Source organism: Brevibacterium sp. R8603A2 (assembly GCF_023072605.1).
Taxonomy (GTDB): domain Bacteria; phylum Actinomycetota; class Actinomycetes; order Actinomycetales; family Brevibacteriaceae; genus Brevibacterium; species Brevibacterium pityocampae.
In genome coordinates, this window is record NZ_JALLGN010000001.1 from 309,601 (window position 1) to 334,034 (window position 24,434).

19 protein-coding genes and 1 tRNA gene are annotated in these 24,434 nt (G+C 71.5%); 9 read left to right on the forward strand and 11 right to left on the reverse strand.

Annotated features, from left to right (window positions below):
* Nucleotide 1: 1 nt before the first annotated feature.
* Nucleotides 2-1,078: a 2-dehydropantoate 2-reductase N-terminal domain-containing protein gene (locus MTQ12_RS01380; RefSeq protein WP_247423345.1), complete on the forward strand. Its 1,077-nt coding sequence runs from the start codon at nucleotides 2-4 to the stop codon at nucleotides 1,076-1,078.
* On the forward strand, nucleotides 1,075-1,869 hold the full coding sequence (locus tag MTQ12_RS01385; protein WP_137318898.1) for an SGNH/GDSL hydrolase family protein: 795 nt from the start codon (nucleotides 1,075-1,077) through the stop codon (nucleotides 1,867-1,869). The genes MTQ12_RS01380 and MTQ12_RS01385 overlap by 4 nt, the downstream gene beginning before the upstream one ends.
* Nucleotides 1,870-1,887: 18 nt before the next feature.
* Here MTQ12_RS01385 and MTQ12_RS01390 read toward each other — a convergent pair whose 3' ends face one another.
* Entirely contained in the window at nucleotides 1,888-3,198 is a 1,311-nt protein-coding gene (locus tag MTQ12_RS01390) for a hemolysin family protein (RefSeq protein WP_137318897.1), read from the reverse strand.
* A 40-nt stretch (nucleotides 3,199-3,238) separates the two neighbouring features.
* Entirely contained in the window at nucleotides 3,239-4,729 is a 1,491-nt protein-coding gene (locus MTQ12_RS01395; protein WP_247423346.1) for an NCS2 family permease, read from the reverse strand.
* A 274-nt stretch (nucleotides 4,730-5,003) separates the two neighbouring features.
* On the opposite strand from MTQ12_RS01395, the gene MTQ12_RS01400 reads away from it, so the two are divergent.
* Nucleotides 5,004-6,170, forward strand: coding sequence for an SPFH domain-containing protein (locus tag MTQ12_RS01400; protein ID WP_247423347.1), 1,167 nt, complete (start codon nucleotides 5,004-5,006; stop codon nucleotides 6,168-6,170).
* Between the two features lie 321 nt (nucleotides 6,171-6,491).
* Here MTQ12_RS01400 and MTQ12_RS01405 read toward each other — a convergent pair whose 3' ends face one another.
* From MTQ12_RS01405 to MTQ12_RS01415, 3 genes are all read right to left on the reverse strand, one after another.
* Complete coding sequence (locus tag MTQ12_RS01405) at nucleotides 6,492-8,207, reverse strand: DUF222 domain-containing protein (protein WP_247423348.1); 1,716 nt, start codon at nucleotides 8,205-8,207, stop codon at nucleotides 6,492-6,494.
* 521 nt (nucleotides 8,208-8,728) lie between these two features.
* A complete protein-coding gene (locus tag MTQ12_RS01410; RefSeq protein WP_247423350.1) occupies nucleotides 8,729-10,762 on the reverse strand; it encodes a trypsin-like serine protease in 2,034 nt (677 codons plus the stop codon).
* A 190-nt stretch (nucleotides 10,763-10,952) separates the two neighbouring features.
* The gene (locus MTQ12_RS01415; RefSeq protein ID WP_247423352.1) at nucleotides 10,953-11,873 is read right to left on the reverse strand and encodes a hypothetical protein; all 921 of its coding nucleotides are present in this window, start codon (nucleotides 11,871-11,873) and stop codon (nucleotides 10,953-10,955) included.
* A gap of 138 nt (nucleotides 11,874-12,011) precedes the next feature.
* Between MTQ12_RS01415 and MTQ12_RS01420 the strand changes: the two genes are divergently transcribed.
* The gene (locus tag MTQ12_RS01420; protein WP_247423353.1) at nucleotides 12,012-12,398 is read left to right on the forward strand and encodes an META domain-containing protein; all 387 of its coding nucleotides are present in this window, start codon (nucleotides 12,012-12,014) and stop codon (nucleotides 12,396-12,398) included.
* Between the two features lie 139 nt (nucleotides 12,399-12,537).
* Here the strand turns inward: MTQ12_RS01420 and MTQ12_RS01425 are convergent, their stop codons facing one another.
* On the reverse strand, nucleotides 12,538-13,176 hold the full coding sequence (locus tag MTQ12_RS01425; protein WP_247423355.1) for an HD domain-containing protein: 639 nt from the start codon (nucleotides 13,174-13,176) through the stop codon (nucleotides 12,538-12,540).
* A gap of 141 nt (nucleotides 13,177-13,317) precedes the next feature.
* Here MTQ12_RS01425 and MTQ12_RS01430 point away from each other — a divergent pair, with 141 nt between their 5' ends.
* Nucleotides 13,318-14,373 carry a helix-turn-helix domain-containing protein gene (locus tag MTQ12_RS01430; protein WP_247423357.1) on the forward strand — a complete coding sequence of 352 codons (1,056 nt, stop codon included), beginning with the start codon at nucleotides 13,318-13,320 and terminating at the stop codon, nucleotides 14,371-14,373.
* Here MTQ12_RS01430 and MTQ12_RS01435 read toward each other — a convergent pair.
* The 3 genes from MTQ12_RS01435 to MTQ12_RS01445 all read right to left on the reverse strand — a co-directional run bounded on the left by MTQ12_RS01435 (nucleotide 14,373) and on the right by MTQ12_RS01445 (nucleotide 17,482).
* A tRNA-Thr gene (locus MTQ12_RS01435) sits at nucleotides 14,373-14,445 on the reverse strand. The two genes, MTQ12_RS01430 and MTQ12_RS01435, sit on opposite strands and share 1 nt — an antisense overlap.
* Before the next feature lie 107 nt (nucleotides 14,446-14,552).
* Nucleotides 14,553-15,428: a thioredoxin domain-containing protein gene (locus MTQ12_RS01440; protein ID WP_247423359.1), complete on the reverse strand. Its 876-nt coding sequence runs from the start codon at nucleotides 15,426-15,428 to the stop codon at nucleotides 14,553-14,555.
* 158 nt (nucleotides 15,429-15,586) lie between these two features.
* Entirely contained in the window at nucleotides 15,587-17,482 is a 1,896-nt protein-coding gene (locus MTQ12_RS01445; protein ID WP_247423361.1) for a protein kinase, read from the reverse strand.
* 176 nt (nucleotides 17,483-17,658) lie between these two features.
* Here MTQ12_RS01445 and MTQ12_RS01450 point away from each other — a divergent pair, with 176 nt between their 5' ends.
* Nucleotides 17,659-19,134, forward strand: a complete 1,476-nt coding sequence (locus MTQ12_RS01450; protein WP_247423644.1) for a trehalose-6-phosphate synthase — start codon at nucleotides 17,659-17,661, stop codon at nucleotides 19,132-19,134.
* On the forward strand, nucleotides 19,131-20,051 hold the full coding sequence (locus MTQ12_RS01455; RefSeq protein ID WP_247423363.1) for a trehalose-phosphatase: 921 nt from the start codon (nucleotides 19,131-19,133) through the stop codon (nucleotides 20,049-20,051). The genes MTQ12_RS01450 and MTQ12_RS01455 overlap by 4 nt, the downstream gene beginning before the upstream one ends.
* A 34-nt stretch (nucleotides 20,052-20,085) precedes the next feature.
* Here MTQ12_RS01455 and MTQ12_RS01460 read toward each other — a convergent pair whose 3' ends face one another.
* Nucleotides 20,086-21,081: a LacI family DNA-binding transcriptional regulator gene (locus MTQ12_RS01460; protein WP_247423365.1), complete on the reverse strand. Its 996-nt coding sequence runs from the start codon at nucleotides 21,079-21,081 to the stop codon at nucleotides 20,086-20,088.
* Nucleotides 21,081-22,082 carry a LacI family DNA-binding transcriptional regulator gene (locus tag MTQ12_RS01465; RefSeq protein ID WP_137318885.1) on the reverse strand — a complete coding sequence of 334 codons (1,002 nt, stop codon included), beginning with the start codon at nucleotides 22,080-22,082 and terminating at the stop codon, nucleotides 21,081-21,083. Before MTQ12_RS01465 ends, MTQ12_RS01460 begins: the two co-directional genes overlap by 1 nt.
* Nucleotides 22,083-22,196: 114 nt before the next feature.
* On the opposite strand from MTQ12_RS01465, the gene MTQ12_RS01470 reads away from it, so the two are divergent.
* Nucleotides 22,197-22,880, forward strand: a complete 684-nt coding sequence (locus tag MTQ12_RS01470; protein WP_137318884.1) for an ABC transporter ATP-binding protein — start codon at nucleotides 22,197-22,199, stop codon at nucleotides 22,878-22,880.
* An 81-nt stretch (nucleotides 22,881-22,961) separates the two neighbouring features.
* A complete protein-coding gene (locus MTQ12_RS01475; RefSeq protein ID WP_247423367.1) occupies nucleotides 22,962-24,221 on the forward strand; it encodes a DUF4032 domain-containing protein in 1,260 nt (419 codons plus the stop codon).
* Nucleotides 24,222-24,434: the final 213 nt, after the last annotated feature.

Here is a 24,434-nt window from a genome sequence, read left to right on the forward strand (position 1 = left end):
TATGAGCAGGTACATCGTGATCGGCGCCGGCGCGATCGGCGGGGCCATCGGGGCGGCGTTCGCCGACTCCGGCACGGAGGTCGTGCTCGTCGCCCGCGGGGACAACGCCCGGGCGATCGAGTCCACGGGATTGCGGTTGCGGAGCCCGGACCGGACCATCACAGCACATCCCACGGTAGTCCGGAAACCGGGTGAGGTGGTCCTCGGCACGCACGATGTGCTCATTCTCGCCACGAAGACCCACCAGGCACTCAGCGCGCTCCGCGACTGGACCGACGAGCCCGTCCACGACACCGCCGGGGCCGTCGTCGGGACCGCCGGGGAGCGCCTCCCGCTCCTCCTCTTCCTCAACGGCGTCGAGGCCGCCCGGATCGCCCCGCGCTGGTTCGCCCGCGTGTGGTCGACGACGATCTGGCTGCCGGCCCTGCACACCGAGCCCGGCGAGGTCGTCGTGCGCATGCACCCGGCGCTCGGCGGGTTCTTCACCGGCCCCGTCACCGCCGCCGCGCGGACCGACTCGGTGCTCGACGAGGTCGCCGCGGACTTCCGAGGTGCCGGCTTCGAGTTCGTGCCGGTCGAGGACATCGCCGAGCACGCCTGGGCCAAGCTCCTTTCGAACCTCGCGAACGGACTCGACGCGATCCTCGGCCCCGGGGCGGATCTCACCGAGCTCGCCCGGGAGATGCGCACCGAGGCGAAGGCGGTGTACCGGGCGGCCGGGATCGAGTACTTGTCGAACGGCCCGGCACGGTACGGGATCGCCGATCGCCTGCAGATGGGCGAGGTGCCCGGCGTCGAGGAGTTCGGATCCTCCTCCTGGCAGTCCCTGGCGCGGGGCACCGGGTCGATCGAGACCGACTACCTCACCGGGGAGATCGTGCGGCTCGCCCACGCCACGGGCGCTGCCGCTGAGCGCTGCGCGCTCGTCTCCCGCTGGTGCCGTGCGCTCGCCGCCGGCTCCGACCTCGGCGGGGAGATCCCGGCCGGGCAGGCCGAGCGGAAGGCCGCGCTCGAAGCGGCGTTCGCGCGGTTCCCGGACGCCGGGGAGCCTCCCACCCCGAGTAGGATCGCCCCATGATCGAACGCATCACCAGCTACGTCGCCATCGGCGATTCCTTCTCCGAGGGCCTCATGGACCCCTCCCCCGACGGCACCCCGGACCGGTTCCGCGGGTGGACCGACCGGCTCGCCGAACAGCTCGTCACGAGCCCCGTCGGCTCCGAGGACCTGCGGTACGCGAACCTCGCGATCCGCGGCCGGCTCGTCGACTCGATCATCGAGGAGCAGGTGCCGCGCGCGCTCGAGCTCGCGCCGGATCTCGTGTCGATCGTCGGCGGCGGCAACGACTGCATGCGGCCGGGCACCGACATCGACGCGATCGCGGCGAAGTTCGAGGAGGCGGTCGTCGCGCTGCGGGAGGCCGGCATCGCGGTGCTCATGGGCAACGGCTACGACACCCGCCGGGCGACCCCGCTCATCAAGCAGCTCCGGCCCCGGGTCGCGATCTACAACTCCCACCTGTGGTCGATCGCTCAGCGCCACGACTGCACGATGCTCGACATGTGGGGGCTGCGGGACCTCTACGGCCCGGAGATGTGGGCGCCGGACCGGATCCACCTGAGCCCCGCCGGGCACGAGCTCGTCGCCGACCAGGCGCTCGCCGCGCTCGAGCGCGCCCCGCTGCCGAGCGCCGGGGTGCACATGCCCGACCGGCCGAACCGGCCGATCCGCACCGCGGTGGCCGAGGAGGCGCACTGGGTGCGCGAGCATCTGGCGCCGTGGGTGGGCCGCCGGCTGCGGGGCGCGAGCTCCGGGGACTTCGTGCAGGCCAAGCTCCCCGAGCTCGTGCGGGTGCGGCCGGAGGAGTGACGGGTCCCGCGGGGGGATTCAGGGTTCGGGCGTGTCCGGCGGCGCATCGCGCGGCTCGATCCGCACCCGGGCGACCCGGCGGTCGTCCATGGCGACGACGGTGAGCGCGGCGTCGTCGGTGGTGACGGAGTCGCCCTCCTCCGGGATCCGGCCGAGGAGTGCCATGACGAGCCCGCCGACGGTCTCGTAGCCGCCTTCGTCGGGCAGCTCGACGCCGGTCTGCTGGCTCGCCTCTTGGAGGATGAGCCCGCCGTCGACCTCGCTCACCTCGCCGTCGCGGTGGACCGCGTCGTCGACGGTGAGTGCGGCATCGTACTCGTCGTAGATCTCGCCGACGAGCTCCTCGAGCAGGTCCTCCATCGTGACGATCCCGTCCGTGCCGCCGTACTCGTCGACGACGAGGGCGATCTGGTCGCCGCCGGCGCGCATCCGGCTCAGTGCGCTGAGCACCTCGACGGTGCCGGGCAGCGCGGGCATCTCGCGCACGATCTGCGCGGCGGTGATGGCCTCCGGGTCGTCGACGTGGAGCAGGTCGCGGACGTGGAAGAAGCCGAGCACATCGTCGTAGTCCTCCCCGGTCACCGGGTAGCGGCTGTACTGGAGGTGCCGGACCTGGGCCCGCACCTCGGCGATGGTCGCAGCACCCTCGACGAACTCGACGTCGGGGCGGGGCTTCATCACCTCGACGACGGTGCGCTCGGCGGCCTCGAACACGTCGTGGAGCACCTTGCGGTCGAGCGCATCGAGCTCCTCCGAGCTCGACACCATGGCGCGGATCTCCTCGGTCGACACCGCCTCGCGGTTGACGTGCGGGTCGCCGCCGAGGAGCCGGATCACCGCGTTCGTCGACACCGACAGGAGCCAGATCACCGGGCGCATGAGCCGGCCGAAGACGACGAGCGGGGGGCCGACGAAGCGGGTCATCGCCATCGCGTTCTGCATCGCCAGGCGCTTGGGGACGAGCTCGCCGAGCACGAGCGAGAGGTAGGCGATGATCAGCGTCATGACGACGAGCGCGACGGTGGCCGCGGCGGCGTCGGGGATGCCGATCCCGGCGAGCAGCGGGGCGAGGTCCGGGGCGATGGTCGAGGCGCCGTAGGCGGAGGAGAAGAAGCCGGCGACGGTGACGCCGATCTGCACGGCGGACAGGAACTGGTTGGGGTTGCGCACCATCTCCGCGGTGCGCCGGCCGCGCGGTCCGGATTCCGCGAGCCGGGTGATCTGGGATTCGCGGAGGTTGACGATGGCCATCTCGGTGCCGGCGAAGAGTCCGCCGATGAGCACGAAGAGGAGGACGAGCCCGAGGTTGACCAGTGTTGTCGGATCCATGGCTCCAGCCTAGAGGCGGCGGCGCCGGGCCGGGCGCCGCTCAGTCGCCGAGCGCCGCCTGGAGCGGGCCGGAGACGAAGTACACGACGAACAGGGCGGCGGTGACGTACATCAGGGCGTGCACCTCGCGCCCCTTGCCGCGGAACAGCTTGATGACGACGTAGGTGATGAAGCCGGCGCCGATCCCGTTGGTGATCGAGTAGGAGAACGGCATGAGGACGATGGTCATGAACGCCGGGATCGCGATCTCGACGTCGGCCCAGTCGACGCGCACGATCTGCTGCATCATGAGGAAGCCGACGAGCACGAGGGTGGCGGCGGCCGCCTCGGTCGGGATGACGGCGGCGAGCGGGGCGAGCACGATCGTGGCGAGGAACATGATCCCGGTGACGACGTTCGCCAGGCCGGTGCGCGCGCCGTCGCCCACGCCGACGGTCGACTCGACGAAGCCGGAGTTCACCGAGGTGGAGCCCATGCCGCCGCCGATCGCGCCGAGCGCGTCGGCGACCATGATGCGCTTCGACTGCGGGATCTCGCCGTGCCGGTCCTTGATGTCGCCCTCGTTGGCGATGCCGACCATGGTGCCGAGCAGGTCGAAGAAGTTCGCGAGGAGGAGGGTGAACACGGCGAGCGCGGCGGCGACGACGCCGACGTGCTGCCAGGAGCCGAGCAGGTTGAAGCTGCCGAGGAGGGACAGGTCGGGCAGCGTGAACCACTGCTGGTCGAGGGTGGGGACGGTGAGGCCCCAGCCCTGCGGGTTGGCGACCTCGCCGTCGGCACCGGTCTTGGGGCCGATCCGGAACACCGCCTCGAGGACGAGGGCGAGGACCGTGGCGCCGACGATCGAGTAGAGGATCGCGCCGCGGACCCGGGCGGCCCACATGACGAAGAGGGCGAGCAGGGAGATGAGGAACACGAGCATCGGCCAGCCGGTGAGGAAGCCGCCGGTGCCGAGCTCGAGGCCGGCGCCCGAGCCGCGGGAGATGAAGCCGGCGTTGATCATGCCGATGAGAGCGATGAAGAGGCCGATGCCGACGCTGATCGCGGTCTTGAGCTGGCCGGGCACGGCGTTGAAGATCGCGGAGCGAAAGCCGGTGAGGACGAGGATGAGGAGGATGATGCCCTCGATGACGACGAGGCCCATGGCGTCGGCCCAGGTCATGCCCGGCAGCACGACGATGCCGTAGGTGATGAACGCCGACAGGCCGAGGGAGGAGGACACCGCCATCGGGAAGTTGCCGACGACGCCCATGAGGATGGTGAGGAGACCGGAGACCAAGGAGGTGGCGGCTGCGACGGCGGGCAGGTTGGGTTCGGTGCCGCCGCCGAGGAACAGGCCGGTGCTGTCGGCGGCCGCACCGATGATGAGCGGGTTGAGCACGACGATGTAGGACATCGCGAAGAACGTCGCGAGCCCGCCGCGGATCTCCCGGCCGACCGTCGAGCCGCGTGCGCTGATGTGGAAGAAGCGGTCGAGCGCGCCCGTGGGTGCGCCGCTGGGCTCGGTGGTGCGTGCCGGGGTGTGACTCACGGGTGCCGCCTCGTGGATAGTTCGGATGATTCGGTGGTGCGTGTGCTCGGTGGTGCGGGCGTGCGGTGGTGCTGACGCGCGGTGGTGCTGGGCCGGTCGGGTGAGCGAGCCGGTGACGCGGGGATCGGGCAGGGGCACCGATCACGCGTTCAAGAATAGGCGAGGACGAATGCGGCTCGAACAGCGCCCGGCGGAGATGCACAGCACCCAGCGGAGATGCAGTCGACTTCGTTAGGGTGGAGGAAACCGACACCGACACCAAGGGGCACCCACTATGGACGCCGTCATCGGCATCGGCATCGCCGTCGTCGTCATCATCGTCATACTCATCGTCCTCGCCGCGCTGCTGTTCGGCGGCCTGCGCTCGAGCATCTTCTTCACGGTGCGCACGCAGGAGAACGTCATCGTCGAGCGCTTCGGCAAGTTCAAGAAGGTCGCGCGGCCGGGCCTCAACACCAAGGTCCCGTTCGTCGAGACGACCACGCGGCCGATCTCCCTGCGTGTCCAGCAGCTCGAGGTCAACATCGAGACGAAGACCAAGGACAACGTCTTCGTCACCATTCCCGTCGCCGTGCAGTACGTGGTGAGCGAGCAGAGCGTCGTCGACGCCTACTACCGGCTGGCGAACCCGGAGGAGCAGATCCGCTCCTACGTGTTCGACACCGTGCGCTCCTCGCTGTCGACGCTGACGCTCGACTCCGCGTTCGAGTCGAAGGACGACATCGCCTCGAGCGTCGAGCAGCGCCTGTCGGAGTCGATGGCCCGCTACGGCTTCCGGATCATCAACACCCTCGTCACCGACATCTCCCCCGATCAGCGGGTGCGCGATTCGATGAACTCGATCAACGCGGCGCAGCGTGACCGGGTGGCCGCCCAGGCGCTCGCCGAGGCGGACAAGATCAAGCGGGTCACCCAGGCCGAGGCGGAGGCCGAGTCCAAGCGCCTCCAGGGTGAGGGTGTGGCAGCGCAGCGGAAGGCGATCGCGATCGGCATCGCCGAGCAGTACGAGATGCTCAAGCAGGCCGGCATCGAGCGGACCGCCGAGCAGCTGCTCCTCATGACCCAGTATTTCGACACCATGCAGGACGTGGCCCGCAACGGACGGTCGAACGTACTGTTCCTCCCGTCGAACCCGGGCACGATCGGGGACATGACGACCGAGATCCGCAACTCGCTCCTCGCCGCGCAGGAGGTCGACCACGCCCGCGTGGGTGCCGAGGAGGACGAGGTCGATGAGGAGCGTCAGGCCGCAGCGAAGCAGCGCATGCTCGAGGAGCAGCAGCGCCGCCAGCGCGAGCTCCAGCAGGCGCGCGAGGCGCAGCAGCGCGCGCAGAGCCAGCAGGGGCAGCAGGGCCTCGGTCGTTTCGGCGGCCAGCAGGGTGGTCAGCAGGGTGGACCGGCGATCCCGCCCCGCCCGCCGTGGCAGAACCCGAACCAGTGATCGGATGAGGTTCGCGGGGTTGCGGTCGGTGAGCTGATGCCGACGCACTGATACCGACACGATGAACCCCATGGAGTGACCCGCTGGAGCAGAGGCCGTCCACCACCCGGTGGGCGGCCTCTGCTGAGTCCGGTGGTTCGGTGGGAGGCAGGCACCACGGCCGATCGGCGGTGGCTGCGGCAGACGGACGACTTCGATTCTGCTGATCAGCCCTCTCCGCTGATTCGCGCAAGCCTGCAGTCGTGGTCCACCACCGCGCCGGCGGGGTCGGTCGGGCGCGATCATCGGACACGTCGGGTTCGCGGCTGAGGTCGAGGTCGTTCAGCCGGCGAGCACGGGGAACCGATAGGCATCGATGGGCGGGAGCTGCCCGGTGGTGCGAGCAGTCGCGGAGTAGGCGGTGAGGTGCGCCCGCACGGTCTTCTCAACTCCGCTCCCCCGTATGTGTCCGGTCGAACTCGTGCCTGAGCGGATATCCGAACCCCGACCCGAGCGCGAATCCGAACCCGTGTCCGTGGATCGCGGACGGATCAGCCGCACGGCACGGTTGGTCGGCACGGGGACGTTCGACACTGCACCTCGGCGTTCCACCCCTCGGCGCTCCGTGGACTTCCCATCGACCGTCGACCCGTCCTTGGCCGACGCTCCTGGGCTGGTGTCCACACGCGGCCGTGTCGGCTGACCTGCGTGATCTCGGTTCGGCCCCACCCGCTTCGGGTCGTTCCACCCGGACACGACCGGGTCGTCATGTGGTGGGGGTTCCCCTCGGCAGGGAGGCGCGGTCCCGGGCTGCCGGTGCGCTCCCCCGATCAACGGTGGAGTGGGCGCCTCATACCTGGCTCCGGTCGGGGTGGTGACGGCGAGCCGATCGGGGTCCGCTTCGTGCCTCCACCCCGGGTTCTCCTTCGCGTAATTGCACGCCGCGCACACCCCCGAAGCATTCCTGAAATCTGTTGCACCGCCGTCGCGATGTGGCCTGGCGTGGTCGATGTGGCGGATCGGAGCATCGCAGAACGGAGTCCGGCACGTGTCATCCCGCACCACGATCATCCGCCGCAGCAGACCGGAGAACTCCCGCCTCCGGGAATCCATCCCCACCAGACCACCCGACCCCGGAGCCGAGAAGAGCCGCCGCAGGAACACCGAACCCTCCGGATCAGCAAGCATCCGCCGAGCAGCCCCAGCAGGCACCGGACCATGACCGGCAACCCACCCCGGAACATCACCATCAGCCAGCAGAGTGGAATCCGTCATCACGAGGTGCACCTCGACCGGCACCGCATCCGCGGTCTCCTGCCCGGTGACCCGCTCGACGAGCAGATCCGCAGCGACCTGCCCTGCAGTCCGTTCCCCCGCCTCCCCCGTGCCCACCAGGGTGGCGGCAGTCTTCTGGAGGTTCGCGTACGCCGCGACGGCCTGGCGCAGTGGGAGCAGCGCGGTGAGGTAGGCCATCCCGCCCGGTGCCGGCCGGACGCTCACTCGACGCTCCTTCTCACACCGCGCCAGATGCTCGACCGCGGCCTCCTGATCGAGACGCTGAGCATGCGCCCGGGCTTCAGCGGCGAGCCGCCGCACACCCACCCGATCGAGCCGGTCGGCCATGAGCTCGTCGACCAATCGACGTTTCTCTGCCGGCAGCCAAGAGGTCTCGCGGTGCAGGGTGTGGGCCTTCTCCTCCGACACCGCACCGGACTCGAGCCCCGCCAGCGCGCACGGCATGTCGTCGCTAAGTGTGCGGGACAGGGCGAGGAGCCGGGAACCGCGCGTCGGGGACTCCCGGCGGGCCAACCCGACCTCCGCACCCAAGCCCCGGCACCGCTTCTCCGCCGGCACCCCGCGTTCGGCCTCCGCGTCCGTGCGGAGGGAATGCAGGGTGGCCGCGGCGCGGGCCTGCGCGGCCGCGGCTGCGGCCTTGAGCTCCTCGAGAGCACGGACCCGCTCGATCGCATCCGCCTCGGACTCAACAGCCACCATGGTCGTGAGCGCGCCGCGCAGACCGGTGATGTCACCGGTGCGGAAACGGGGCTCCTCGTTCATGCCACCCACGCTATCGGCACCCACAGACACGAGCCCTGTACGCATGAAAGCCCAGGTCACCGGGGCGCCAGCGCGGGAGGCGCACCTTGGCACCCGGCAATGGTGGTGGGTGGGGACCTCGGCGACCGGGTGCTGTTGGAGACACATACCCAGGACGATGGTGCTGCAACAGACACACGCTTGAGCGGAAGCACGAGAGGAAGCAGGAACCTCGCCGGACGAGTTCAGGAACAGGCGGGCACCTCGCCTGCGGGAACCGCCGGAACGGGAGGGGCACCTCGGCGGCAGCCGCGGGCCACAAGGGGGACCCCGCACCAGAGCGGCTCGGCACCTGTTCGTCCTGAGGGCGCACATCGCTCTGAAGGCTCCCGGCGCCCATCGACTTTGCGAAGAATCGCGGAATCGTTCTCAGGAACCTTCGGAAACTGAGGGGTGAATGGCGGAGGGCCCCGACACCGTGGTGGTGTCGGTGCCCTCCGGGTGGATCAGGCCGTCGGATCAGGTGAACCGATCAGATCGGATCAGGCCTGGCCCTTCTTGGTGCGACGGGTGGTCACGTAGACCGCGGCTGCGCCGACCACGAGCAGGCCTGCGCCCACGCCGAGTCCGGTGAGCTCGGTACCGGTGCGCGGCAGGTTGCCGTCACCGTTCTCGTCCTCGCCCGGTGCGGCGCCCTCGTCGGCCACGACCTCGAACGAACCGGTGAGCGGCTCGTCGGCGTCGCCCGCGGCGTAGGCACCGGCCGCCGGAGCGGCCTCGGAGCCGGCGTTCGCGGCGTCGTCGTCAGAGGCGGCGGCCACGCGGACCTCGTAGGTGCCGAGGTAGACGTCGGCGTTGGCGGCGTTGGTGCCGTAGACACCGAAGGTCACGACGCCGTTCTCGTCAGCGGTGCCCTCGAGCGTGAAGTCGTTCACCGAGTCGTTCTGCGGGAACACCTCGAGCTCGACGACCTGGCCCGGAGCGTAGCCGGTGCCGGTGATGTTCACGCCCTCGTCCTCGTTCACGAAGTCCGAGACGGACACGCGGCGCGGGTCGATGGTGAGCTCGCGCTCGGCCGGGGCCTCCTCGGTCGGCTCATCGGTCGGAGCCGGCGTGGTGGGGTCCTCGGTCGGGGTGGCCGAGGGGTCCTCGGTCGGCTCGTCCGAAGGATCGTCGGTCGGAGTCGGAGCCGGGTCATCGGTCGGATCCGGTTCCGGGGTGGGCGGGGTCGGCTCGTCATCGGAGGCCTCGACCACGGTGATGGCGAAGGAGGCCTCATCGGAGACGTTGTACTCGCCCTGGCGTGCCACAGCGGTGTACTCCTGCTCGCCGAGCTCCTGCGGGGCCTCGAAGCTCCAGTTGCCGCTGTCATCCGCGGTGACGGTGATCGGCTCTCCGCCGCCCACTGGGGTGACGGTGACCTCCGCGCCGGCCGGGGCGGTGCCGGGCACGCGTGCGCCCTGCTCGACCTCGGTGGTGGTCACCTTCGGGGCCTCGACGAACAGCGCGACGGTGTAGCCGTCGGTGTGGGGCAGGGCGTGGACGAGCGAGGTGCCCCAGAGGAACGACTCGTTGCCGCCCTCGGCGGGGGTGCCACCGCTGACGACGCCGATCGCGGTGCTGCCCTGGAAGATCGCCCCGCCGGAGTCGCCGGGTGCGCCTTCGAGTCCGTTCGCCGCGAATCCGCGGACCCAGCGGTAGTCGGTCCCGGACACGCCGACCCGGCTCCAGCCGTCGACGATGTCGAGATCGTCGTCGTGGGTGAGACCGGTGGTGCGGCCGCTCTTGGAGACCGGCTGGCCCTCCTGCGGGGCGCCGACGGCGGTGATGTTCGTCTCGATGCCGGCGGCGAGGTCGTCGTCCCCGGCGGTGGACCAGTCGGTCACCTGCGGGAGGAGCTCGAGATCCGGGTTGTCGACGTCGATGACGGCGATGTCGGTGGATTTCACATCGCGGTCCGCACCCTCCGAGTGGCCCGGACCGCCGAACTGCGAGAACCCAAAGGTGCCCATCGGAGCCGGGTCCATGAGCTCGGTCGGCGACTCCTCACCGGCAAAAGCGGTGTCCTTGGACGGAAGGGTGCGCGTGGCGGTGGTCATCGAGTCGTCACCGGTGCAGTGGCCGGCGGTGATGACGGCCGGGTCGCCGTTCGGGTCCCAGGCGGTGAAGCCGACCGAGCACAGGCCGGCGCCCTCCACACCCTCGCCGGTCGTCGCGTAGCCGGCGCCGCCGACGAGCTGGTTCTCCGCGTAGGCCTGGAGCGGCTCGGCGATCTCGATGACCTCGACGTTGGAGTACTCGCCCTGGAAAGCCTCGATCTTCTCGACGCCCTCGTCGCCGAGCTCCGACTCCGGCAGGGTGACGACGACGACGTTGCCCTCGCCATCGGTGCCGTAGGCCTGGATGCCCTCGACGTCGTCGAACTCCTGCACCTGCTTGCTCATGGACTTGACGGACGTGGACGCTTCCTTGGTCGGCTCGGTGGCCGAGGACGGAACCGTGACGAGCACGCCGGTCATTCCCAGCGACGCCGCTGCGGCGAGAGCTGCCGGGCGCGAAAGGAGTCTCTTCCTCATGTGTGCATTCCCTACTTCGATACGAACTGGTCTGAGTGGTCGGGGAGCGGTGTGCTGCTGCACGTGCCGGACCCTCGGGGGAGGTCAACCTCGGTCGACTTTACCGATCCGTGACCATATGACCAATGACGGCGTGAACGTAACGAACGAATCACAGGAAGACGACGGTCGCGCAACGGCTGTGTTCTGCTCAGGCGAGCGGATCGGGCCGGCCGACACCCGTGGCGGCATCGTGGAAGGCGATGACCTCGCGTTCGGTCGCACTGCCTCCGGGCCCGATCTCCTCGAGCAGCCGGCACACCGCGAACTGCGCAGTGCGCTCCCGGTACGCCGCGAGCCACGCGGGATCGTCCTCGCCGCCCTCCCAGAACCGACCTCGGCCCGAAACCGGGAGCGCGTGCCAACCGGCCCGCCAGGGCTTCGGGGTGAGCCGGGCGCGATAGCTCGCGTGACCGCGGGCGAGCGCGCTGTATCGCGGATCGGCCCCGAGCTCGGCGAGCAGCTCCTGGGCTGCCTCCGTGTCCGCGGTCTCCCCGACTCCGGTGAGGATGACCCGCAGCCCGGCCCGCGTGCGGTAGATCCGCACCCCGCACTCCGGGCGACAGGCGGCGAATCCGCGGATGTACCCCACTGCCGCGCCCTCGGTGATCTCGGGCCGCGCCGGTTCCGGCTGGGCGAAGAGCCTGCCGAGCAGACCACGGCGGGGACTCCCGGCGCCCACTCCGGCCGAGGTCCCGGTCGTCGCCTGCCGCGCCGTCTCCTCGGGGACCTCCTCCCAGCCGGGCACATCGATGTCGGCGATGAAGAGCCGGTCGGTGTTGAGCACCTCGGCACCGTAGCGGTTGCGGGTGATGACCGCCTCCACGCCGGTGCGTGCCTCCGACACGAGGGCGAGGACCGACTCCCGGAGCGGGACGCGGGGGTAGTACTCCCCGTGCTCGGGCATCCGGCCGGCGGATTCGGCCGCCGCGACGGCACGGCGCAGGCGGACCTCGGCGACGGCGCGCGCCTCGGCCTCGGAGGTCGACGACCACCCCCAGGCCTCGAGTGCGCGGGGCCGGTCGAGCGCGACGGTGCCGGTGGCCTTGAACCAGAATCGAGGGAACTCCATGTGCCCAGTATTCCCGGAGTCACTGCATCGTCGCAGGTCGACCCGGCATCCCGGGCCAGGCGGTGCATCCCCCGCTCTCCCACGCCGCGCCCAGGGACTTCCCTGTCGGTCCGGAGTCCCGGTCAGTACACTCGGGGCATGAGACGCCGAACGCACCATCCCCTCGCAGTCCTGGCCCTCGCATCCGCACTGCTCCTCACCGGGTGCGGCGGCACCGTGTCATCGACGAACGGAGACGACGTGGAATCCGTAGTGGGCCGCTGGTCCTCCGACGAGAAGGGTGAGCCGCACCTGAACTTCACCGAGGACGGCAAGGTCGGGGGCAGCGACGGCTGCAACGGCATCGGGACGACGTACGAGCAGGACGGCTCCACCGTCACCCTCACCCGCTTCGCCACCACTCTCAAGGCCTGTATGGGCGTCGACACCTGGCTACGCGAGGCGCGGCACCTCGAGATCGACGGCGAGACCATGACGGTGATGAACGGCGACCACGAGGAGATCGGCACCCTCACCCGCGACTGAGGCGCCGAGCCTCCATCACACTCACGAGCCACCACACGTGAGCCACCACCACACGCACGAGGCCCCGGGATCATCATGATCCCGGGGCCTCGCACATCCAGCGGCCTCGCCCGTTCACACACGCGAACCGGTCAGCGGATCACTCGGCCCACTTCGAAGCCTTGATGACCTCGACGAAGTCCGTGCGCTCGAAGCCGGGGAGGAAGTGCTGGAGCACATCGGCCTTGACGTTGCCGAAGGTCGTCTCCGGCCGGTCCTTGAGACCCTCGGTGAAGGCCGCCAGGATCCGGTTCTTGAAGTCGGGGCGCGGGTGGGCCTCGACGACGGCGGCGCGCTGCTCGTCCGTCACCGCGTCGTAATCGATGCCGAGCACGTCGAGCTCGACGCCGCGGGTGACGAGCGCGACCTCCGGGGCCATGTGGAGCGGGATCTCCGGGGTGGTGTGCAGGGCGATCGCGTTCCACACGCGGTCCGCGAGCTCCTCGGCGATGCCGTGCGCGGTGAGGAACCGGCGCGCCTCGTTCGCCGCGTCGATCTCGAAGCGCTGGTCGGTGGTCCGGTACTTCTCGGTCAGCCCGAGGTCGTGGAACATCGCGCCGACGTAGAGGAGCTCGGGGTCGTAGGCGAGCCCGTCGCGCTGTCCGCGCAGCGAGCCGAACAGGAACACGCGGCGCGAGTGGTTGTAGACGAGGTCGTTCTCGACGTCGCGGACGAGCGCGGTGGCCTCCTGGGCCAGGGTGCTGTCGGGGATCCGGATTCCGGCGATGGTCTCGGTCATGTCTGCTCTTCCTCTCGTCGTGGCGGTCCAGGAGCCTCCCCGGTCCGCGCTGCTGGAGTCGTGCTGACTCCAGTCTGGTCGGAGGCATTAGGGTGGAGCCATGTCTTTCCAGACTGAAACCCCACTGATTCGGACATGCTCGTGAGTGCGCACCCCACCACTGCGGACTCCCCTGCGCCCCCGAACCCCGCACCCGCGCCCGTGCGGGTCGGCATCGTCGTGTTCGACGGGGTCACCATGCTCGATGCCAGCGGTCCCGCCGAGGCGCTCCACCTGGCCGGCCGCTCCGGCGGCTCCTACGCCGTCGACTTCCTCTCCCCTCACGGCGGCACCGTCACCACCTCCTCCGGGATGGCGATCGCGGACACCGTCCCTGCCCGGGCCGCGGGGGCGGTCGACACGCTCGTCGTCGCCGGTGCGGAGCACCTCGCCGGCCCGGCCGTCGACCCGGACCTCCTCACCGCGGTCGAGGCGCTCGCCGGCCCCGCGCGCCGCGTCGCCTCGGTGTGCACCGGGGCGTTCGTGCTCGCCGAGCTCGGACTGCTCGATGGGCGGCGTGCGACGACGCACTGGCGCCACGCCTCGGCCCTGGCCCGCCGCTACCCGGCGATCGACGTCGACCCGGACGTGATCCAGCTGCGCGACGGCCGGTTCCTCACCTCCGCCGGGATCACCGCCGGCATCGACCTCAGCCTCGCTCTCATCGAGGACGACCTGGGCGCCGAGGCCGCGCGCAGCACTGCCCGCGAGCTCGTGGTGTTCCTCCAGCGGCCCGGCGGGCAGTCGCAGTTCGCCGCCGCGCCGATGCCGGCCACGCCCGACCCGGTGCTCCGCCCCGTCATCGAGGCGGTGCGCGCGGATCCGGCCGGCGACCACACCGCGCCGGCTCTGGCGGCGCGCGCCGCGGTGAGCCCGCGGCACCTGAGCCGACTGTTCGACCGGGAGCTCGGGATGCCCCCGACCCGGTGGGTGGAGAGCGTGCGGCTCGAACAGGCGCAGCGCCTGCTGCTCGAGGGAGCGAGCGTCACGCGGGCGGCGCAGCGCAGCGGATTCGGCAGCGACGAGACGCTGCGGCGGGTGTTCGCCCGGCACCTGCGGACCACGCCCTCGGAGTACCGGGACCGGTTCAGGACGACCGGACGGGGCACTACCGACCACGTCGACAGCACCACGGCGGTGGCGCCGGGGAAGAAGTGAGCCCCCTGTCAGACTCGAACTGACGACCTTCGCTTTACAAGAGCGGTGCTCTACCAACTGAGCTAAGGAGGCGGGCCGTCCGCGGTCCGGGCGCGCGAGCGCACCGGCCGGACGACGGTTGCAGTGTATTCCATGAGGATCGGACCGGACAAAATGTTCGGACCCGATGCCCGGGTCGCTCAGCCGATCTCGCCGGCGGCGGTGAGGAGCTCGGTGGCGAAGCCCTGCGGGTCCTGCCAGGAGTCGGTGTCCTCGCCGTTGACGAGCACGCGCGGGGTACCCTGCAGGCCATTGCTCAGCGCGTCCTGCGTGGTGTTCTCGACGAACTTGTCGAAGCTCACGTTCTCCACGCACTGCTGGACGGTCGCGCCGTCCTCCACGGTGGTCGCCGCGGAGGTGTCCACGCCGGCCTCCTCGGCGAACCCGAGGAGCTGCTCGTCGGTCATCCCGGTCTGACCCTCGCCGGGCTGGTTCTCGAAGAGGATCTTCGTGAGGTCCATGTAGGTGCCGGCCTGGCCGCTGTCGGCCACGCAGGCCATGAGGTTCGCCGCGCGGGTCGAGTACTCGTTGCCCTGCGACTGAGCGTCGAGGATCGCGACCGGCTGGTACTCGACGGCGATGGTGCCCTCCTCGACGAGCTTGTCGAGGGTCTGTCCGTTCGCCTGCTCGAAGCCGGCGCAGCCCGGGCATTGGAAGTCCATGAAGACGGTGACCACGGGTGCGGTGTCGGGCAGGCCGGACTCGGTGAACGCGGGCGCGTCGGCCGGGGCGTCATCGCCGGAGGCGCCCTTGGCGCCGTAGGCCTGCACCGACTCGCCGTCGCTCGCCAGGGTGATCGAGCCGGCGGAGTAGTTCTTGGGGCCGGGCGTCGGCTGCGCGGCCTGGTAGATGAGGAAAGCGATGACCGCGATCACCGCGACCACGACCACACCGACACCGGTGTAGAGGACGGTCCGCGCGGTCTTCTCCCGCTTGGCCTGCGCCTCTGCGATCTGACGCGCCTTTTCGCGCGCGGCCTGCCGCCGGTCGGCTGCGGACGAGGAGTTCTTCGCCATGTTTCCTCACGTGGGTCTCGCTGATGGTGGATTCGATCCGCGCCCGAGGCGCCCTGCCATGATACGACGCCGGCCACCACGGCCCATTCATGAAGCACGCAGGTTGCCCGACGGGTCGCCCGGCTCACCGGAGGAGCGCGAACTCACCGGGCAGGCGCCTACGGGAACTGCGGTTCGGGGATGAGCCCGAAGGGGTTGGCCGGGGACGGCCACCACGTGACCGCGGCGCCGGTGAGCACGGTGATGACGGCGAGCACCGCGAGGACGGTGAAGATCGCGACCGCGACCCACTCCCCGGTCGAGGTGCGGGTCACCGGGCTGAGCACGACCCGCGAGCCGTGGCGCAGGTTCGTGGACCCCGGGCCGAGCCACAGCACCACGGCGCAGGTGAGCGCCGCCGCCCAGAGCGCGGCGGACTCGGAGAACCCGCGCGGCACGATGCCGAGCACGTCGAGGCGCATGAGCACTGCGATCGCCCCGGCGGCGATGAGCGGCAGGATCATGCAGAAGAGCGAGGTGAAGACCGCGCCGAGGAGCGCACCGGGCATCGACCCGACCGAGGACCACAGGCTCACCGAGCCGGGCCCGCGCTCGAACTGCCGCCAGTTGCGGGTCCGGGCCATCGACCCGGCGGTGCGTGCGATGACCTGCCACAGGTACATCGCGATCATCATGATGAACGGTCCCAGCGGGGTGAGCGCGATCGCCAGCAGGTTGAGGGCGAGCACGGCCCAGGGCCCGCCGAGGCGCGGCGGCCGGGGCGGGCCGGGCGGCATGAGCCGGCCCTGCATGCCCGGATGCGGCCCGGGCGCCTGCATCTGCCCGCCGGGCGCAGGGCCCTGCTGATGCTGCTGGGGGCGGCCGTCGATGCCGAGCGGGCCGTAAGGACGCGGCCCGCCGGGCTGCACCTGCTGCGGGGGCATCCCCGACTGCGGGTGCCCGGGCTGCATGGGCCGACCGTCGCGGTGCTGCGCGGCGTACGGATGGAGGGCGGAGTGCCCGGGGTGCGCGGGGTTCGACTGCCGGGGCACCCCGTGGGCGGCGGGCTGGTGTCCGGGGAAGCCTCGTCCGGGGGCGTCTCCGGGTGCGCCCGGGTAGCCCGTGGGACCGGGCACCGCGGGCATGACCGAGGTGCCGCCGGGACCGGTCGCGGCATGGGAGCCGCCCGCGGCGGCCACCCCGGCCGCAGCACCCGCCGCACCCGCGGCGGCGGCACCGGCGCCGCCGGTCGACGGGCCCTGGCGCACCGGACCGCCGAGGGTCGGCATGCGTCCGGACTCGATGTCGACGAGCGCGTCGAGGATCATCGTGCCGGAGGGCCGGCGCTCGGGCTTGGGGTCGAGGCAGGCCCGCAGCAGCGGGACGAACAGCGCCGGGGCGCCCTCGAGGTTCGCCCGGCCCATCGCCACCCGGCCGAGCACCGCCTCGAGCGGGCCGGAGCCGTAGGGGTTGCGGCCGGTCGCGGCGAACGCCATCGACGCCGCCCAGCCCCACCAGTCGGTCTTCTCGCTCGAGGCCTTGCCGTCGGCGATCTCCGGGCTCAGGTAGCCCGGGGTGCCCATGACGAGTCCGGTCGCGGTGACCTTGACCTCGTCGGCGGCCTGCGCGATGCCGAAGTCGATGACCATCGGCTCGCCGTCCATGATCATGATGTTCGCCGGCTTGAGGTCGCGGTGGATGACCCCGGCCTCGTGCACGGCGTTGAGGGCGTCGAGGAGCGCATGGCCGAAGTGCACGAGCTCGTCCTCGGCGAAGGGCCCGTTCTCCTTGACGTCCTCCGACAGCGTCATCCCGTCGACGAACTCGGTGACGATGAAGGGCTGCTCGGACTCGAGCTCGGCGTCGAGCACCTCGGCGATCCGCGGGTGCTTGATCCGGCGCAGCGTGCGCACCTCGCGCGCCAGGCGCTTGCGGGAGGTCTCGTCGTTGGCGATGTGGGAGTGGAGGACCTTGACGGCGACGGGGTTGTTCTCCCCGTCCACCGCGAGATGCACGACGCCCATGCCGCCGGAGCCCAGCTGCTCGAGCAGGCGGTAGCCGCCCAGTTCTTCCATAGCCACCTCATCCACATTACGCGAGAGAGTAGAATCGCACGTGACCGAGGTTCGACCCGAGGAGCACCGCGACACGCAGGAGCACTGTGACCCGCACACCGCCCGACCAGGACACCCGCACCTCGCCCCTCCCCCCGCCGCCCGACGGCGCGGACTTCGTCGTCGTCGCCAACCGCCTGCCGGTCGACCGCGACGATTCGGGCCCGGAACCGGTCTGGACCACCTCACCCGGGGGTCTGGTCACCGCGCTCGCCCCGGTCATGCAGGCCAACGACGGGGCGTGGATCGGCTGGGCCGGGATCCCCGACGAGGACATCGAGCCCTTCGACATCGACGGCATGCACCTCGTCCCGCTGACCCTGAGCTCCGAGGAAGTCGTCAGCTACTACGAAGGCTTCTCCAACGCCACGCTGTGGCCCCTCTACCACGACGTCATCGTCGCCCCCGAGTTCCACCGCACCTGGTGGGAGCGCTACCTGCGGGTCAACACCCGGTTCGCCGAGGCGGCCGCGACGACCGCCGCGGCCGGCGCCACCGTATGGGTCCACGATTACCAGCTGCAGCTCGTCCCGGCGCTCGTGCGCGCGCTCCGCCCCGACGTGTCGATCGGCTTCTTCAACCACATCCCGTTCCCGCCCGCCGAGCTCTTCGCCCAGCTGCCGTGGCGCTCGCAGATCCTCAACGGTCTGCTCGGCGCGGACCTCATCGGCTTCCAGCGCCCGGCGGACGCCGCGAACTTCCGCCGCGCCGCCCGCGTCCACGCCGGCTTCACCACGAAGTCGAGCCAGATCCGCGTCCCGGAGAACCCGGAGTCCGGCACGGGCGCCCACATCGCCGAGGCGCGCGCCTTCCCGATCTCCGTCGACACCCCGACCCTCGACGCGGCCGCCCGGGACCCGGAGACCATCGCACGGGCGCAGGAGATCCGCTCCGACCTCGGCGACCCGGAGACGCTCATCCTCGGGGTCGACCGCCTCGACTACACCAAGGGCATCAGCCACCGCCTCAAGGCCTACGGGGAGCTGCTCGCCGACGGCTCGATCGACCCCGAGCAGGTCACGCTCGTGCAGATCGCCACCCCGAGCCGCGAGCGGATCGAGCAGTACCAGCAGATCCGCACCGACGTCGAGCTCGCCGCGGGCCGGATCAACGGCGAGCACTCCGACCTCGGCACCACCGCGATCCACTACTTCCACCACTCCTTCCCGCGCGAGGAGATGACGGCGCTCTACCTCGCCGCCGACATCCTCCTCGTCACCGCGCTGCGCGACGGCATGAACCTCGTCGCCAAGGAGTACGTCGCGTGCCGCACCGGTGAGGACGGCGTGCTCGTGCTCTCCGAGTTCGCCGGCGCCGCCGACCACATGAACCAGGCGGTGCTCGTCAACCCGCATGACATCGACGGTCTCAAGGCGAACATCCTGCGCGCCATCGAGATGGAGCCCGCCGAGCGCCGCCGCCGGATGCGCGCCCTGCGCCGGCGCCTCATCCGCGACGACGTGCAGTCCTGGTCGCGCTCCTTCCTCGACACCCTCGAGGCGCTCGACGACGACAAGGACCTGCGCCGCTGGGAGGCCGCCGAGGCGAAGGAGCCGCCCGAGCCCACGGAGCCGACAGAGACCGAGCCGGCGGAATCCGGGCAGCCGACGTGAGCGCGCTCGTCCCTCCCCTGCAGGCGCCGGACCGGATCGACATCACCGCCCTGACCGGGGCCGCCCGGCTGCTCGTCGCCCTCGACTTCGACGGGGTCATCGCCCCGCTCCGCGACGACCCCGCGCAGTCGACCCCGGTCCCGGAATCCGCCGCCGCCGTCGAGTCACTCGCCGCGCTGCCGGACACCGCGGTGGGCTACATCTCCGGGCGCAACGTCGCCGCGCTCAAGGACCTGAGCCGGGCCCCGGAGCGGGTGCTGTTCGTCGGCTCCCACGGGGTCGAGCAGGACTTCTCCGGACTCACGGCCGGCACCCCGGCCGGCGTCCCGGCAGGCGGCCCGGCAGGCGGCCAAGCGGGCACCTCGGCGGATGCTGTCGATCCCGACGATCCCTTCCGCTACTCCGCGGCCCCGGACGACGGCGAGCGCGCGCTGCTCGCGCGCCTCGACGCGGAGTTCGAGCGGATCGCCGCCGCCACCCCGGCCGCCGGGCACGGCGAGCTGCGGATCGAGCGCAAGCCGCTCGGCGCCACCTTCCACACCCGCGGCTGCTCGCCGGAGCGCGCGGAGTTCTTCACCGCCGAGCTGCGCCGCTTCGCCGCCGACCACCCCGAGCTGCGCTCGCTCGACGGCCACGACATGGTCGAGTTCGGGGTGCGGATGCACACGAAGGGCGACGGCCTCGACACGATGATCGAGCGCACGGAGGCCACGGCGGCGCTCTACATCGGCGACGACACCACCGACGAGGACGCCTTCGTCCACCTCGCCGCCCGGCAGGAGTCCGGGTTCCCGGGGCTGAGCATCCGGGTGGGCACCGCCGACACCCGCGCGCAGGCCCGGATCGGGTCGACCGACGACGTCGCCGCATTCCTCACGCGGCTGGCCCGGGAGCGGGCCGCGCACGTGCGCCGCTGAGCCCGCCGGCCACGATGCCGCCGCGCCCGCCGCGCTACCGGGTGCGGACCGGCAGCTCGGAGGAGCGGAGCACGAGCTCCGGGGTCACCGAGTAGTCCGGCAGGGTGCGCGCGCCGGCGATGAGCCGCTCGAGCTCGCCGATCGCCGTCTGCGCGAGCTGCGACCAGTCGAAGGTCACCTGGGACAGCGGCGGGTGGACGACATCGGCATCCGGCATCTCCCCCACGGTGAGCAGCGAGAGGTCGCGCGGCACGTCGAGCCCGGCGCGGCGCGCGGACTCGAGGACGCCGAAGGTGATCGCCGGGGAGCAGCTGATGACCGCCGAGCAGTTCGCCTGGAGGAGGCGCTCGGCCGCCTGGGAGCCGGCGAGGATCCCGGGACCGGCCTGCGCCACCGGCGCCTGGTCCCGGGTGGCGGGGATGTGGAGCAGATCTGCCATCGACCGCCGGTACGCCGCCACCCGGCTCGCCGCCGCGGAGTCCTCCGGCACCGCGATGCCGATCCGCCGGTGCCCCAGGTGCACGAGGTGCCGCACGGCGGTGTCGATCCCCTGGGTGGCGTCGAGGACGATCTGGCCCGTCCCCTCGTGGCGGGCGTTCGACACGCGCATGACCGGGATGTTGAGCGCCGCGAGCCGCTTCGCCTCGGGCCCGGCCGACTGCCCGCCGAGCACCACCGCGCCGACGATCCCGAACTCCTGCAGCCGGGTCGCCGAGGATTCGAGCTCGGGCCCGGTGGTCACGCGCAGCGCCACCCGGCCCACGCGGTAGATCCGGCGCACCATCTCGAGGAACAGGGACTCGAAGGCGTCGACGTCGGCGCCGAGCACGACGGCCTGGACCACGGCGATGATCCCGCGGTCGCTCGGTGCGGCCTCCGCACCGCTCACCCCGAGGGTGCGCAGCGCCACCTCGACGGCGCGGCGCGCCTCGGCCGACACCCCGGGCGCCCGACGCAGCACCCGGGACACCGTCGACTCCGAGCGGCCGGACACCTCCGCGATGCGGGCCAGCGAGACGTCCGTGCGCATCACGAGCGGGCCGCCGCGGTCGAGGCGCGGGCGAGGAGCACGGGCCGGAAGTTCGGGGGCACGGAGCGCATGCGCTCCCCGGGGAGGTCGAGCACGGTGCGCACCCCGGCGGCGAGCGCCCGGATCATGCCCGGGCTGTCGAGCCCGAGCACCGTCGCCGGCGGGGCGGTGTAGCGCATGGTCGAGGAGTCGCCGAAGCCCACCACCGACAGGTCGCGGGGCACGACGAGCCGCCGCTGGCGCATCGCGGCGAACACGCCGTAGAGCTGCAGGGCGCTCTGCACGATGACCGCGGTGCAGGTGGCGTCGCGCAGCCGCACCGCGGCCTCGATGCCGCCGGAGTACGACTTGGGGACGGCGGCGATCCAGCCGTCGAGCCGGGACGTCAGACCGCGCGCAGGGTGCTCGGCGAGGAACCGCTCCTGCAGCTGCTCGGCGAGCGCCCCGGCCTCGTTGCACACGAGCCCGATCCGCCGGTGCCCGAGCGCGGTGAGGTGCTCGAAGGCGAGCGTGAGGCCGCCGGTGAGGTCGATGCGGGCAGCGATCCACTCCCCGCCCACCCGCGGACCGCCCGCCGGCGCGGAGGCCGGGGACTTCACCGTCGCCTCGGCGAAGCGCACCACCGGGACGTCGACGTCGAGGGCGGTGAAGGTCGGGGTGACGACGGTGGCGGCACCGGCCTCGGCGCCGGCGCGGACGTCGGCGAGGTCGGGCTGGAGGAACGCCGAGGCGGTGAGCACGCCCTCCGCCTGGAGGCGATCGGACACGCCCCGGCACACCTCGAGCTGCCAGTGCTCAGGCGATTCCGGGGCGCCCACGACGACGAGCCGGGCCACGCTGCTGTGCAGCAGGGTCGAGCGGGTGTAGCCCACCCGGTCGAGTGCGCGGAGCACCCGGTCCCGGGTCGGAGCGGCCACGGGACCGCGTCCGGAGAGCACGCGCGACACCGTGGTGACCGACACCTCGGCGGCGGCCGCGACGTCTTCCAGGCGAACTCTCATACGCCTATCCTACGGTGGGGATGTTCCGCACCACATACCGATCCACCTGCAACGATGCCTGTCGGAGACGAGCAGGCCCCCGCTCGTGCCACCTGCTGAAGGAGACCCGCCTGCATGTCCACGGTCACCCTGACCGACGTCGCCCACCGCTACCCGGCGACCGCGCACGCCTCGGTCGACGGTGTGTCCTTCCATGTGCGCGACGGCGAGTTCTTCGTCCTCCTCGGCCCCGCCGGTTGCGGGAAGTCGACCGTGCTGCGGATGATCCACGGCACCGAGCGGCCGGCCGGCGGCACGATCGAGATCGGCGGCCAGGACGTGTCGAAGGTCCCGACGAGCGACCGCGACGTCACGCTCGCCTTCGAGAACTACGCCCTCTACCCGCACATGGACGTCGCGGAGAACATGGGCTTCGCGCTCCGGCTCACCGGGATCAACGAGGACGAGATCGACCGACGGGTCACCGATGCCGCCGCCCGCCTGGGCCTCAGCGGGCTGCTCCGCGCCCGCCACGACGAGCTCGACGGCCTGCAGCGCCAGAAGGTCGCGCTCGCCCGGGCGCTCGTGCGCAATCCGCGCGTGTTCGTCATGGACGAGCCGCTGGCCAACCTCGCCCCCGAGGTGCGCGACACCACCCGCGACCAGATCCGCACCCTGCAGCAGGAGCTCGGCATCACCACTCTGTACGCCACCACCTCGGCGGCGGACGCGGTGGCGGTGGCCGACCGGATCGCCGTGCTCGACTCCGGCCGGCTCGTCGCGGTGCACGGTCCCGAGGAGTTCGGGCAGCTGCGCTGAGCCGCGCGGCCGGGGACAGGGCAGTGCCCCACCTGCTCGCACGGCCTCGCCCCTGGACTCCTGCACTGAGATGATGGCCCCATGAACATCACCGCCGACCGGCTCGGCAGCGCGATCGCCACGCTGCCGTGGCGCGTCCCGCTCGCCGACTGGCCGCGCGAGCTGCTCGTCGGCCTGCCGCGGGGCATCTCCCGGCACGTCGTGCGGTTCGTCGAGCTCGCCGGCGTGGTCGTCGCGGTCAAGGAGACCGAGGACCCGATCGCCGAGCGCGAGCACGACCTGCTCCAGGTGCTCAGCCAGCTCGACGTCCCCGCCGTCGCACCGCTGGGCTACATCACCGGGCGCTGCACCCCCGACGGCGAGCGCCTGCCCGGCGCGCTGCTCACCCCGCACCTGCGCTACTCGCTGCCGTACCGGGCGCTGTTCAGCCAGGACCTCGCCGCCGCGGTCGCCCGCCGGCTCGTCGACGCGCTCGCCGTGCTCCTCGTCCGCCTCCACCTCGCTGGGTTCTTCTGGGGCGACGTGTCCCTGTCCAATGCGCTGTTCCGGCGCGACGCCGACGCCTTCGCCGCCTACCTCGTCGACGCGGAGACCGGGGAGCTCCACGCGCAGCTGTCCGACGGGCAGCGCGAGCACGACCTCGAGCTGGCGCGCACGAATATCGCCGGGGACTTCCTCGACCTCCAGGCCGGCGGGCTCGTCGACGCCTCGGTCGACCCGCTCGCGGTGAGCAACCGGCTGCTCGAGCGCTACCGGGAGCTGTGGGAGGAGCTCACCGGACCCGAGGAGTTCTCGATGGACGACCGGTGGCGGGTCGACGACCGGGTGCGCCGGCTCAACGAGATCGGCTTCGATCTGGGTGAGCTCACCGTCACCACCGACCTCGACGGGGTCACCACCCGGATCGAGCCGAAGGTGGTGGAGCCGGGCCACCACACCCGCCGCCTGCGCCGGCTGACGGGGATCGGCGCGCAGGACAACCAGGCCCGGCGCATGCTCAACGACCTCGACAGCTACCGGATGGCGACCGGCCGCACCGATGAGGACGAGCACGACTCCGCGACGGCGTGGATGACCGATGTGTACCGGCCCGTGCTCGACGCGGTGCCGGCGGAGTACGCCGACCGGCTCGAGCCCGCACAGCTGTTCCACGAGTTCCTCGACCACCGCTGGTACCTGTCGGAGAACGCCGGGCACGACGTCTCCACGCCGGAGGCGATCCGGTCCTACGTCGACACCGTGCTGCCCGCGCACCCGCGCGAGGAGGCCTACCTCCGCGAGCCGAGCACCGGAGCCCTCCAGGCACTGCGCACCGCCGACCCCGACTCCCCCACCCCGTAGACTCCCCACCCCAGACGTCAATTTCCGAAGGTTCCTGAGAGCGGATCCGCCGGAGTTCGCGATCTCGGCAGAAGCGGGCCGGGGCCGGGCCGGCGGCCCGGAATCGTACTGCGCGGTATCCCACCAGCGGCGCGCAATGATGCGTGCATCACGGGATACCGCGCAGTTCGGTACGCCGTCCACCGCCGGGCGGGGATACAGTGCAGATTGGAT